The following is a 13,174-nucleotide window of genomic DNA, read 5'->3' on the forward strand; positions in this document are numbered from 1 at the left end:
AGATGACCTCCCGTTCCCTCGGCTTCAACGCACCGTCGCACGCGTGTTCTCCCCTGGTGACATCGCGGCGATGCAACGGGCCATCGAGTTGGCCCGAGAAGCGGAACGGATGGGTGAGGTACCTGTTGGTGCTGTCATCACGCACGGTCATCGGATCATCGCGGAAGCGTACAATCTCCGGGAGACGCTCTCCGATCCCACGGCCCACGCCGAACGGATTGCGATCTCGATCGCCGGGCGGAGCCTCGGCACCTGGCGTCTTGATGATTGCAAGCTGTACGTGACCCTCGAACCCTGCGCCATGTGCGCCGGCTCGATTGTCCTTGCTCGGCTCCCCACCGTTTATTATGGTGTTGCTGACCCGAAGGCCGGGGCCTGCGATTCCCTCTTCCGGATCACGAACGACCGTCGCCTGAATTCCCGAGCAACCGTGCAGGGCGGACTCCTCGCCGACGAGTGTGGTGCCTTGCTCTCCCAATTTTTCCGAAGGCTGCGAACCCCGACGAAGCTCTCATAACGAAACCAACCCCGGAGGGGTGCCTGAGTGGTTGAAAGGGCCGGTCTCGAAAACCGGTGTGCCCGCAAGGGTACCGTGGGTTCGAATCCCACCTCCTCCGCTAGCCAGTAGTTTCCCCGAATCACTCACACCTTCCCCGGCGGTGCGTAGCGTCTCCCCGCTACCCGCACCGTGGGGTGGCTCGATCGGCCCAGGATTTCCCGCCTTGAACGCCCATCGGCGTCGAATCGCTACCCGCTGACCCCGCCGCACGACCGCCTTGAACCGTCTTCCCGCCCTTCTCCCAGCCACTCCGACAGGAGTCGCCGGATTTCCGGGCCATGTCGCCGCAGCAGTCGTTCGACATCGAGCACGCTCGGCCGGTCCTTCTTGCGGTTCCACGGCGGCCGGAACCACCAGCCCACCTCGCCGGCCGCTTCCAGCCGGAACTGGGGCAACCGCAGGAGGCTCATCGTCACCCACTGGGCCCGGCTCGTCCGCTCGATCGGGTTGCGGGTCCACGCCCGGCACTGCTCCCAGCCGAGCCGCTGCTTCAGGTCCCGGAACCCGTCCTCCTGCCGGAAGCGGGCGGCGAACAACTCGACCACCTGCAACCCGGTCAACTCCACGGCCGAGGTGATCAGGGCGAACCGCTTCTTGTACCCCTCGACGTGGGCGACGACCGCCTTGACCGGGACCCCGGGGCCGGCGACCCGCCACAGGCACACGACCTCCTTCCAGCGGACCTGACGCCGCCGCCCATAGACGAAGGCCCGGCCCTCGTGCCACGGCCCTGCCCACCGGCCGCCCCGGCGGGGCGGCTCCAGCTTCCTGCCCCACTTCGGCATCGGCCCCCGCTGCCCCGGGCGGCGTTCGGCCGGCGGCGGGGCGTGCAGCCGGGCATCGTGTCGCAACCTCGTGAGGAACTCGACCCGAGGCGAGCCGTCCTCGGGCGTGACCAGCGGCCGGACGACGCTCGTCAGGGCGTAGCCGCCGTCGAAGACGGCCAAGTGCCGCCCGCCGGCGATCCGGGCCTGCTCCCGGATCATTTCGACGGCGAGTTCGCACTTCGTGCGGAAGCCTTCCTTCGGCCCGGCGGAGCCCGACCGTGCCGGCAGTTGCGACTTGCGGAAGTAGAGACGCCCCGAGACCGGCAGGAACCAGGCGGGCCGATCGGGCTCATCGAGCAAGGCCCCGAGCACGACCCAGTTGTGGGCCCGCACGGTGGTCGCCCGGTTCGGGCAGCGGGCGGTGTACTCGTGGAAGGTGCAGGTGCCCCAGACGTGCTTGCCGCTGCGGTGGACCTTTGTGTCATCGACCGCCGAGACGTGGTAGCCGTGCCAGGTGCGGCCGGGGGCCTGCCCGACGAGCCGGGTCAGGCTGCGGGTGACGGCCCCGGCGTCCCAGGCCCCGTACTCGGCGAAGCGTTCCATCGCCCGCCAGTCGGCCGGCCGTTCGAGGGCCAGGACCGACTGGGTGACGGTATGTTCCTCGACGTTGAGGGCCAGGGCGGTGACCCACTCGACGAAGCGGCGGTGTCCGGGCCGGGTGAAGGCCCAGGCGAAGGGGGCCAGCAGTGCTTGCCAGATCGACCAGAGCAGCGTAGCGTCGGTCATCGGGGCATCTCCTGGTGCGGGACCGGATGGGGTGGTGATCAACCCATCAAGGTCCGCTCGGGAGATGCCCCGCTCAAGATGCTACGGGAGTCCGGTAGAAGTGCAGGTTTTCGGGGAAACTACTGGCTAGCCCGAATGCCTTGAGAGCTTCGATCCTCCTGCCGAACGCCGCGTCCTTTCCCGGACGCGGCGTTCGGCGTTTCCGGACCGACCGGTCCGGAAACGCCCTCCCACGTCGCTTCCCACCACATCCAGACGCATGGAGACGGATAAAAATGATCATAAAAATGCATATGTCGTGCGTCTCACGAATAGTGGTAGCTCAGATATGAGCGTAAGGTGATCGTTAGGGGGATCAGCGATGGTGAAGGTTCGGAGGGAATACATCTTCGAGTTCAAGGCCGAGGCCGTTCGGAGGGGGTGACCGAGGGTGCAAGAGCCTTGCCGAGGTCGCCCGCGAACTCGACCTGGCGGAGAGCCAACTGCGAGACTGGAAGCGTGCCCTGCCCATCCAGGGGGCCCAAGCCCTCCCCAACGAGGGGCACTTGCCCCCCTTCGAGGAGGAACAGCGTCGGCTCGGGGCCGAAAACCAGCGGCTGCGGGCCGAGCGGGAGATCTTGAAAAACGCGACGGCCTTCTTCGCCGGGGGAGTCGTCGTAAGGCACCGGGCCATCCAGGTCCAAAGCGAGCGCCGGCCGGTCCGGCTGATCCGCGACGTGCTGGGCATCTCCCCCGGCGGCTTCTCCGGCTGGCGTGGGCGGCCGCCGAGCGACGCTCAGCGGCGCCGCGAGGCCCTGGTCGCCGTGATCGAGACGATCCACCGCGAGGTCGAGTCTTGCTACGGCAGCCCCCGGATCCACGCCGAGCTGCTCGACCGGGGCGCATCCTGCAGCGTCAACTCGCCGCGAAGACGAGGCGAAGGTCCCGGTGCACCCCAATTTCGAATCACGATCGCCCCGTGGACGCTTCGAGCCGGGGGCGCCGACCGGGCCTGGACGCCGACATCACCTCTGTCCCGGCGCGAGAAGTTTGGTTGTACCTGACGGCCCTGGAGGACCTGCACACGCGGCGGATCGTGGGCTGGTCGACGCTGCAACGGGTCGACAGTCGCATGGGCGTTAATGTCCCAGGAGTGGCAATCGCACGGCGGATTCCCGGCCCCGAGCTGGTGGCCCACTCGGATCGGGGCGGCCAGTACGCCGGAGAGCACGGACGGCGAATCCTGGCCGAACCCGAGATCGCCTGCAGGATGAGCCGCCGTCGGGACTGCTGGGACAACGCCCCGATGGAGAGCCTCTTCGCCTCGTTGAAGAAGGGGCTGATCCGCCGCGAGGTCTACGCCCCGGGGGAGGAAGCTAAGGCAAGTCTTTTCGAATGCATCGAGGTGTTTGATCACCGAGTCCGGAGGCATTCCTCCCCGGGATATCAGTCTCCCAACGAGTTCGAGCGGGCCGGATCACCGTGAACCCCGCACTTGCCATTCGTGGGGAAGTCGACTCGACCATTCCCCTTGGGGGCAACTTCGGGCAATGGCGTATAAAAGCACAAATTTTCGCCTCGATCCATTTTTGTCTTGAATCGAAGAACACTTCTCCCAAGACTGACCATTGTGTTGAGGCGCCGGGTTCCGCTGCCCCTCGACGCTATTGAAATGGATCCGAGTGCACGTCTGCGGTTTTTCTGATCCCGGTGCCTGGGGAGTGTGGTCGTGTTTTGAGAGGGGCCTGGCCGTCCGTCGCTCTCGCGATCCCGAAGGGATCGGCAGCCTGGGCGTCATCGTTCCCCCATCGAGTGAGGTCTTCGAGATGCCGACGAATCGGAGTTTGTCCAGACGCCGTTTCCTGGCCGATGCGGGGGCGATGGGCGTCTTCGCCCTGGGGACCGGTTCCACCGCCTCCGGATCGACGTCTCGAGCCCCGGGCGAGGGGCGGGCAACCCACACGCGAAAAGATGTCCGGGACCTGAGCGACGATGAGATTGACAAATACAAGCAAGCATTCCAGGTGCTCCGAGACCGAGAGCCACACCCGCCGGGATGGGTCGGGGACCGGCTCGATCTCCCCTCACGGGAGGAGCTCAGCGACCTCGACCCGACGAGCTACACGTTCCAGGCTCTGCTGCACACGCACTACTGCCCGCACGGCAACTGGTGGTTCTTCCCCTGGCATCGCGCATACCTCTTCTACTTCGAAAAGGTCCTCCAGGCGGCCGTGAGTGATTACCGGCCCGACCTCCCCCCGCCGACCATCCCTTACTGGGACTGGACCGATCAGCGACCGGTTCCCGAGATCTTCGAGGGGGCGGTCGCCTCGAATCCGCTGGGTAACGACCGTCGTTTCCCGATCCTGTTGGGGGATGAGCAGGTCGGAGAGGGCCGGATCCGGGAGACAGTGGACGAGGCCCAAACGTTCGCCGCCTTCGGGAGCGGCCCCGCTCCCCTCGGGAGCCAGACGAGCCCCAGCCCGTTCGGGGCCTCGGACTTCGAGGAGGGGCCGCACGGCATGGTCCACGTCTATGTGGGCTTCCACGACCGGATTCCGACCCCCCGATTCCCCCAGCTCGGCCGGCCGGGAGACCTCCGCATCCCCCCGACGGCGGCGCTCGACCCGGTCTTCTGGTCGCATCACGCCAATATCGATCGCCTGTGGGACCGCTGGCTCGCTGACCCGTCGCACCACAATCCCCGGGACACAGAGCCTTCTGAGCAGGACTGGGGGCGTCAGCGGTTCACCGAGTTCGTCGATGGGGACGGGACGGCCCTGGATCGATCCGTCCGAGAGCTGATGGACGACCCCGAGATCCGTTCGGTCACCTACGAGCCTTACAGTGGGGGCAGGGGCGGCGGCGGTGACCTGGCTGACGAGGCAGGGGCGGCGGCGGCCGGCGGCGGGGCGATCGGCCGGCGGGACGAAGCCCGGCGGCCCGAGACCCTCGTCGTCCCCGCCTCCACCGCGACCGACGAGCCGCTCCGCCTGGCAATCGGTCAGCCCCAGACCCTGATCGTCCCGCTCGAGCCAGCGGCCCGTGATCGCCTCGGCGCCGCCTTCCGGGCCGAAGCCGAGGCCGAGGCCCCCTCGGAGCAGGTTCTCTTTAGCGTCCGAGGGATCGAGTACCCGGAGAGTTACCCGGCGGTCTACGTCCGGGCCTTCCTCGGCCTCCCGGGGGCCGGGCCCGAGACCCCGGCGACGGACCCGCACTACCTGGGCAGCTTTACATTCTTCGGCGCGAGGATGGAGGGCATGGGGGTCCATGACGAGGAGGGCCACGAGGGCCAGATGCTCTATGGGCACCTGTTCAACCTCGCCCCCGCAATCGGCCGGCTTGGCGTGGGTTTCGACGCCGATGGCCCGCTGCGGGTGACGCTGATCTTGGTCCCGATCACCGGGGCCGCCGCCGACGCCCAGGCCGTTCCCGACGACCTCACGCTGCCCTACAAGGGGGCCGACCTGATCATCGGCGAGTTGCCCGCCCTCGATGGCGAACCGCCCGTGCGCGAATGAGCGTCCAGACGGGTGGCCGGAGCCCGTGACCTCCCACCACGGCCATCGATATGACGAGAGGCACCAGTATGCTCGGGCCGCCGGCCCGGGACCATGGCCGCCGACCTCGGAGACTGTTCCGTAGCACCCATGTGACGAGGAAGAGAGGAACCATGATTGCCATCTGGATTAGCCTGGCATCGCTGATCGCCCCCCCCGACCCGGGGCGGGACCTTTCGCTCGCCCACCTCGAGATCACCCAAGGGCTCCAGCGAGACGCCAATGACATCCCGCTCGTGGCCGGTAAGCCGACCGTCATCCGGGCCTTCCCCCGGGTCGAGGACGGCGGTGCTCCCGTCGACGGCGTCTCGGCGAGGCTCCACGCCGTCCGAGACGGGACGGAGCTGCCGGGCTCCCCGATCGAGCCCGACAACGGCCCGATCACCGCGAGGGGATCCGTGCGGCGTATCGACCCGGACGCCTCGCTGAACTTCACCCTCGACCCGGACTGGTACGAGGAGGACACCGACTTCTGGGCCGAACTCGCGCCGCCCGACGGCTTCGAGGACGACGACTCGTCGAACGACCGCATCCCCAGCTGTGGCGAAATGCTCCAGGCGAGGTACCAGGAGAGCGGGTCGCTCCGCATCTCCTACCTGCGCATCCGGTACACCAATGAGGACTGGACGGGGGACCGCACCCCGGACGCCCGCGTCGAGGCCCAGGAGGCCTGCGACTGGCTCAGGTCTATCTTCCCGATGGATCCGACCCGGATCACGTATACGCCCTGGTCGCCGGCCGAGATCGTGTTCGATCGCGGATCCTCGACGGGGAATCTCAACGGAGCCCGGCTGGTTACGGAGCTCAACACGCTCCTCGCGACCTCTCCCGAGCTGGCCGACCGACTCTACGCCTGGACGCCGGCGAATTCCTACAGCTCCAACGGCCTGTCCGATCCGGTCTGGGGTGGCGGCCAGGGGGTCGTAGCCTTCGGCAATGACACGACCGGGAAACACCGGCGGACCTTCGCCCACGAGATCGGCCACAACACCGACGACCAGGGGCTCCGGCACACCATCGACCGCCTCGAGGACGACGAGTTCGGCTTCGACGTCCTCGGGGTCGACCCGGACCAGCGAGTCGTCATGAGACGCTATCCGCAAGGCGACGCCGACGGGCCGCTCAACCTGTTCGACTTCATGAGGGGGGGCGAGATCGAGGTCCATGCATGGATCGTCCCCCGGCATTATGAGCGGCTCCTGGCGGTCTATGCCCCGAGCGAAGACGACCCGGCCCGCCTGGCCGACGGCGGCGGAGACGGCGACAGGAGGGTGGCCGACGCGGCCGACATCGCCGAGGGGAATGGCGGGGAGGAGGCCCGAGACGAGGACGCACCTCCCCTCGCCGAGGGCGGCCCGCCGGTGCTCCTGGAGGTCCGGGGGGAGGTCACCCGGGACGGTGAGGGGCAGTTCTACTCCTTCTACGAGGTCCCCGCGAGCGACGGGCCCCCGCACTGGGCCAGGGACCTGCCAAACGACGGGACCCATTCGATCCGCTTCCTCGACCAGGATGGGGAGGAGCTGAAAAAGATCGCCTGGACCCCGGTCTTTCGGGCCGATGACCAGGCGGAGGACGAGATCTCGGTCCGGCCCTTCACCTGGTACCTGGATCCGTTGGATGGGGTGAGGCGGGTGATCCTGAGCAAGGGTGAGGTGCAACTCGACGTCATGGAGGTTTCCGAACGAGGGCCCGAGATCGACGCGGTGCGGACCCGCGAGAATCGCACGGCCGACGGCCAGGAGACCCTCGCGTTGGAGTGGGACGTCAGCCTGGCGGACAGCCGCGACGTGGCCGACCGGAGCGAGGTCCTCTCCCAGGTCTACTACTCGGCCGACGACGGCCGATCGTGGCGACTGGTCGCCACCGGGCTGAGCGATATGGATGCCGAGGTCGACCTTTCTACCCTTCCGGGCGGCCGGGCCCGCCTGATGGTCAAGACGACCGACGGCTACAACGTCGCCACCCGGATCACCGACCCATTCGACGTCGAGAACCGTCCCCCGAGCGTCGAGATCATCGCCCCCCGCTCGAACCGCGGGTATCTCGAGGGTGCCGGCGTGACCCTGGTGGGACAGGCTTCCGATCTGGAGGGGGACGAGCTTCCCGAGGAGGCGTTTCGCTGGGAATCGGACCTCCAGGGGGAGATCGGCGTCAGGCGGAAGCTGGTGGCACGCGACCTGGTACCTGGCACGCACCAGATCGTCCTCCGGGTCAAGGACAGCACCGGAGCCGAGGGTGTGTCCCGGCCGCTGGAGCTGACCATCCGTCCTCGGCCGGGTCGCTGAGCGCCGCCGAGACCGGCGGGCTGCCCTCCCCCGGATTGCGACCGGGAACACCCAAGAAGGGGGGCCCGCCGGACGTATAATCTGGTAGGGGTCGACGAGTCCCGGTCGGGGTTGTCCCGATCCGGTCGAACCACGCCGCCGGGATGCTCCCGAGCGACCTGGCCCAAGCCCAACGGGGTCGCACATGGTATCGCGGACTTTCCGGCTGCTGATGGCATCGTCGCTGGCCTTCAACCTGATCCTGCTCGCGGCGTTGGGCGTGTTCTGGGGGATCAAGGGCCAGCCGGCCGCCCCCCCGGACCCGCCCGACGACGTCGCCGGCCCGCGCCCCTCTGGCGAGCTGGAGCGAGAGGTGGTCAGGCTGCGGGCAATGATCCGCGAGCTCGAGGCGGCGAGCTCGGAGGCCTCGGACGTCGGCCTCAACATGGATTGGCCCGAGGACGACGTGGAGGGGGCTCCCGGCGGAGACGCGGACTCTCTCAAGGCGATCATCGCCAGCGCCAGTGGAGGCCTCGATCAGATCACGCTGTCAACACCCGGCGAGAGTGGGCTGCGGTCCGGCGACAATCTGCCCGTGTACCGGCCGGGGGAGACGATGGAGTACCTCGGCCGGCTGGAGATTGCCCGAGTCGCCGGGGAACAGATGTTCGCGATGGCCGACTCGGACTTCGGGATGAGGGAGTTCCGGCCGGGAGACGTGGCGACGCCCGTGCTGCCGACCCCCGCCCTCCGGGAGGCCGACCGCATCGCACAGCTCTCGGCGGCGGCAACCCCCCTCCCGTTCACCATGAGCCCCGGCCCGGACGTCGGGGAGGACGAACTGAAAATCCTGCCCGGCCTGCTCGCCGTGGAGGGGGACCGCGTCAGCGTCCGCACCGGAGGGGGTCGGCGGCCCGTCGACGGGGTCATCGGCTATGCCGACAACCTCGTGCCGATGTCCGCCCCCTTCGCCGATCAGGGCATCTATTTCCTCCAGGTCAAGCCGGGGAGCGAGCCGGAGTTGCAGGACGAGCTTTCCCGCTCGGGCGAAGTCAGGCAGGTGGGGCTGGTGGCGCAGCTCGGCCCCGCGACGTCCGAGGCATCTGAGCGGTCGACGGTCGTGATCCCGCCCGAGTTCATCGTGCGGTTCCGGGCCGGCGTCGGCCGGGATCGGATCGACGAGATCAATCGGGAACACGGCGTCGTGGTCGTCCAGGAGGACCCCTCCTTCGAGAACCAGTTCCTCCTGCGGCCGGTGGAGCCCTCCCCGAAGCGGATGCTCGAGCTGACCCGGATCTACGCCGACCTGGAGGAATATGGAGGCCTGGTCACCCCGAACTTCATCTACCCAAGGTCCAACAGGCTGAATGAGATCGATCCCCTGATGCTTGCCCAGTGGCACCTGGAGAATCGCCCCCCAGCCGAGGGCGGCGAGCGGGCCGATCTCCGCGCGAAGGAAGCCTGGCAGAAGTGGGAGCACGGCGAGGGGCGGGACGAGGTCGTCGTGGCGGTGCTCGACATGCACGGCGTCCAGTACAACCACCCGGACCTCGTCAACAACCTCGTCGTCAACGAGGCGGAGCGCCTGGGCCGACTCGGCGTGGACGACGACGAGAACTCCTACACCGACGATATCTATGGCTGGAACTTCTCCACCAAGGCGGCCGACCCGACCTCCAGGAATGCCCACGGGACGGCGGTGGCCGGAGTGGTGGCGGCTGAAAAGGGGAACGGCATCGGCGGCTGCGGGGTCGCCCCGGGATGCTCCATCCTTCCAATCCACATGGGGCAGAATTCCTTCGAGGACGCGGCTGCGTTCAACTACGCAGTCGACAGGGGGGCCTCGGTCATCGTCTGCAGCTGGGGATACGGCGGGAACGCTCGCCTGAACCCGCTCATCATCTCGGCCGTGAAGCGGGCGGTGACCGAAGGGAGGGGCCGCAAGGGGGCCGTCGTCGTCTTCGCCCTCTCGAACGAGCATCGGGACAATTACAAGGCCAACCGGACCGAGCTGGTCGGGCTGCCCGGGGTGATCGCCGCCGGGCGTTCCACGAACTGGGACCAATGGGGGCGCTGCGGCTTCGGGGGGGAGAACATCCTGCTCGCCCCCTCGGGGTCGGCCCTGGGCTCCGCCGACGACGGTTGCGTCGCCGACGAGCTGAACGGGACCCTCGAGATCGTCACGACCGACCTGACGGGGCCGGCCGGCTACAACGGGGGGATGTCGGGTCCCGACGGCTCCGGCAGCGAATGCCGATGCAACCCGAACGCCACTGAGATTGAGGACCCCAATTACACCTCCTGCTTCCACGGCACCTCCGCCTCGGCACCGATGATCGCAGGGGTGGCGGCGCTGGTCCTCTCCGCCGAACCCAGGCTGACGGCCGCCGAGGTCCGTTCGATCCTCTTCGAGTCCGCCGACCGCATCGAGCCCGGCGAGGCCGGGTACGAGCCGAACGCGGACGGTCTGCGATACAGCCCCACTCACGGCCACGGCCGGATCAACGCCGAGGCGGCCGTCGAGCTCGCCCTGCGGAAGAAGGCCGAGCTCGACGCGGCCGACGCCCCGGGTCCCGACGGTGCCCCCCCGGCCTCGGGGGAGCAGGCGGTCGGCGGGCTGCCGGCGGACCAGGAGTTGAACAGGCCGGGAGACCCCCATACCCTCCCCTTCGGTGAGGAGGCGTTGACGGTCTTCTCGCCCCGGAATCTCTGGGCGCTGGTGCTGACACCGGACGCCGATCGGGCCCGCGTCCTGGAGACACTCGGGGACCGGGCTCGCCCCGTCCGGGAGAAATGGGCCGAGGCCCTCGACCGAAGCCGGGGAGTCCTGATACTTGGAGGCTCCGTCGAGAAGTGGGCCGAGGTCGAGCGGATCGCCCGCCCGGCGATCGACGCCGGCCTCGCACAGTCCCTCGGCCGGGTTATCTTCCTGGAGCCGGACGACCCGGATTCCGCCGTCGTCCTCACCGGGTCGTTCGGCATCTACCTCGCCCCGAGCGCGACCGAGGGCCAGCTCCGGGATTTCGGGCGCGACCTCGGCTTTAAAGTCGACCCATGCCCGTTCGACCCCGAGCGATTCATCCTCCGGCCGGCGACGACCACCTCCGACCCCCTCGAGATGCTGGGCGTGTGCAAGAAAATCGAGGAGGTCGGCCTGGTCGACCCCAGGCAAACGGTCCCCGACTGGATCGTGCCGGTGGAGCAGCGACTCTGACTGCGGGCCGAGGCCCATCGTCGCCCCGCAGATCGGAGGGCTGGATCGACCCGGGCCCGGCGACGACCCGGATTCTCTACCCCAACGCACCACGTGAAGGAGTCCTTACGATGATGCGACCGTTCTCAATCGCGCTGGGGCTGGTCCTGGCCAGCACCATCTCGGCGGCAAGTGACGACGAGGAGACGGAGCCGGGCGACGTCCGCACCCTCACCGACCAGGATCAGCGGGCACCCTACCTTGAGGCCCTCGACGAGTCGTCGAGGTTCCAGGAGGCAACCGGGAGGGACGATGCGGCTCGGCTGCCACTGTGCTCGATGATCCGTCTCCCGATCGGGAGCGTAGGGGCGTCCGACGCCCCCGATCGGGTCGTCGTCGAGACGCTCCACTTCAAGTATGACGAGGGCGTGACGATCAGGAGCCGGATCGACGCCGAGAGTCGGGAGGTCGTCTCGGTTGAGAAGCTCAGGGCCTATCCGACGCCCCTGGCCCCGGAGGAACTCGAGGAGGCGATGAAGCTGGCCCGGGAGGAGTCGGATGCCGTGCAAGGGCTCTTCGAGGAGGCGCGTGATGACGGGCCGAAGGTCACCCACCTCGTCCCGGTCATCTCCGACCCGGATAACCCCCGTTTCGGGAGTCGGATCGTCCTGCTCCAGCTCCGCCTTCGGCCCGAGCCCGGGGCCGACGAGCCTCCTGGTCGGGGCCTCACCGTCGAAGTCAACCTGACCGATCGGATGGTCAGCAACCCTCTCTAACCCAGGCTCAAGAGACCGGGAGGCCAACACGATGACCCGACGCAGACAGGGGCGGCTCGCCCTCCAGATCGCCCTCCTCTTCACCGCGCCGGCCCTGTCACCGGCGGCCACAATCCAGCAACACTTCCCCGCCGATGGCCCGGAATCCGCCGGGGAGACCCGCTGGCGGATCGAGTGGTCCATCGAGCGTCACGCCGGCGGGAGCGAGACGCTGGTGATCCGCAACGCTTGGTTCTCCCGGGCGCCGGGTGACGAGGTCCACGTGCTCGGGGACACGAGGGTGGCCGAGATCTTCGTCCCCTACCACAACGGGAACCGGATCTACGATATTTCCAATTTCGGTTTCCGCATGGTAGACCTGTCCCCGCGGGACCTCGGCCCCATGTGCATCACCCCGGGGATGATCTGCGATCGGTCGGGCAATCAAACGCAGTCGGGCCCGGTCGCCGTCGAGGTACACGACGACTCGGTGCGCTGGATGGACACGGCAAACCGCACCCGGAGGGGCCAGAAGCTGGAGATCTGGTGTGCGCTCGACGCCGCCAACTACCGATACGTCATGCTCTACGAGTTCCGGGACGACGGCAGCATCCGGGCACGCCTCGGCGCCACCGCGTCGAACCTATACAGCTCGAACGACGATGGGACCACACACCTGCACTGTCCCATCTGGCGGATCAACCCGGTCCTCGGCGGCCGGGACCAGCTCCTCGCCAGCGAGGTGGGGATCGACACCAACCGTCTCAGGACCGAGAGCCGTCCCATCCGCGAAGAGTCGGACTTCCCGTTCGAACCGAGGCGATTCACCAAGCTTCGGGTCGAGAACCCTGGGGGGTTGAACGGGCACTCGCCGCCGAATCCGATCGGCTATGAGCTCATCCCCACGCTCTCCGGGACCGGCCGGTACTTCGGCCTCGGCGAAGAGTTCACCCGGTCCGATTTCTGGGTCACTCGGGGTGACCTCGGCGAACTCAGGCCAAGAGATCTGCCCTCGTACTCGAATGGCGAACCCTTGATCGACCAACCCATTACGCTCTGGCACATGGCCGGTGCACTCCACATCGCCCGGGACGAGGACTTCGGCCCTGTGGACTACGATTCCTCGGATGGCCTGGCAATCGTGGCCTGGGCCGGTTTCGAACTCAAGCCCCGAAATCTCTTCTCCAGCACCCCTCTGTTCCCCTGATCCCTGGAGCATCCCGGGTGACAAGCCATCGGTATGACTCTCGACGCGGTCGGCTCGGACACCACGCGGAGGACGATACTGGCGGGTGCGACCGGGTCGACCAA

8 protein-coding genes, 1 tRNA gene and 1 pseudogene are annotated in these 13,174 nt (G+C 67.9%); 9 read left to right on the plus strand and 1 reads right to left on the minus strand.

Annotated elements, in window-relative coordinates; translation table 11 throughout:
• The first annotated feature begins 109 nt into the window (after positions 1-109).
• Entirely contained in the window at positions 110-517 is a 408-nt protein-coding gene (locus AB1L88_RS01960; protein ID WP_367094942.1) for a nucleoside deaminase, read from the plus strand.
• 13 nt (positions 518-530) lie between these two features.
• Positions 531-617: transfer RNA gene (locus tag AB1L88_RS01965), tRNA-Ser, on the plus strand.
• 130 nt (positions 618-747) lie between these two features.
• Here AB1L88_RS01965 and AB1L88_RS01970 read toward each other — a convergent pair.
• Positions 748-2,112: a transposase gene (locus tag AB1L88_RS01970; RefSeq protein WP_367094943.1), complete on the minus strand. Its 1,365-nt coding sequence runs from the start codon at positions 2,110-2,112 to the stop codon at positions 748-750.
• Between the two features lie 449 nt (positions 2,113-2,561).
• Here AB1L88_RS01970 and AB1L88_RS01975 point away from each other — a divergent pair.
• The 7 genes and pseudogenes from AB1L88_RS01975 to AB1L88_RS02005 all read left to right on the plus strand — a co-directional run.
• A pseudogene (locus tag AB1L88_RS01975) lies at positions 2,562-3,155 on the plus strand (IS3 family transposase); the annotation flags it as partial.
• A complete protein-coding gene (locus AB1L88_RS01980) occupies positions 3,146-3,577 on the plus strand; it encodes an integrase core domain-containing protein (RefSeq protein WP_367094944.1) in 432 nt (143 codons plus the stop codon). The pseudogene AB1L88_RS01975 and the gene AB1L88_RS01980, both read left to right, overlap by 10 nt.
• A 358-nt stretch (positions 3,578-3,935) precedes the next feature.
• A complete protein-coding gene (locus AB1L88_RS01985; RefSeq protein ID WP_367094945.1) occupies positions 3,936-5,612 on the plus strand; it encodes a tyrosinase family protein in 1,677 nt (558 codons plus the stop codon).
• A gap of 152 nt (positions 5,613-5,764) precedes the next feature.
• Positions 5,765-7,936 (plus strand): hypothetical protein, encoded by a 2,172-nt coding sequence (locus AB1L88_RS01990; protein WP_367094946.1) that lies wholly within the window; start codon positions 5,765-5,767, stop codon positions 7,934-7,936.
• Between the two features lie 184 nt (positions 7,937-8,120).
• Entirely contained in the window at positions 8,121-11,129 is a 3,009-nt protein-coding gene (locus AB1L88_RS01995) for a S8 family serine peptidase (protein ID WP_367094947.1), read from the plus strand.
• Positions 11,130-11,239: 110 nt separating this feature from the next.
• Positions 11,240-11,884: a hypothetical protein gene (locus AB1L88_RS02000; RefSeq protein ID WP_367094948.1), complete on the plus strand. Its 645-nt coding sequence runs from the start codon at positions 11,240-11,242 to the stop codon at positions 11,882-11,884.
• A 31-nt stretch (positions 11,885-11,915) separates the two neighbouring features.
• Entirely contained in the window at positions 11,916-13,070 is a 1,155-nt protein-coding gene (locus AB1L88_RS02005; protein WP_367094949.1) for a hypothetical protein, read from the plus strand.
• The last annotated feature ends 104 nt before the right edge of the window (positions 13,071-13,174 follow it).

This window comes from Tautonia sp. JC769, from assembly GCF_040717455.1.
Lineage (GTDB): Bacteria > Planctomycetota > Planctomycetia > Isosphaerales > Isosphaeraceae > Tautonia.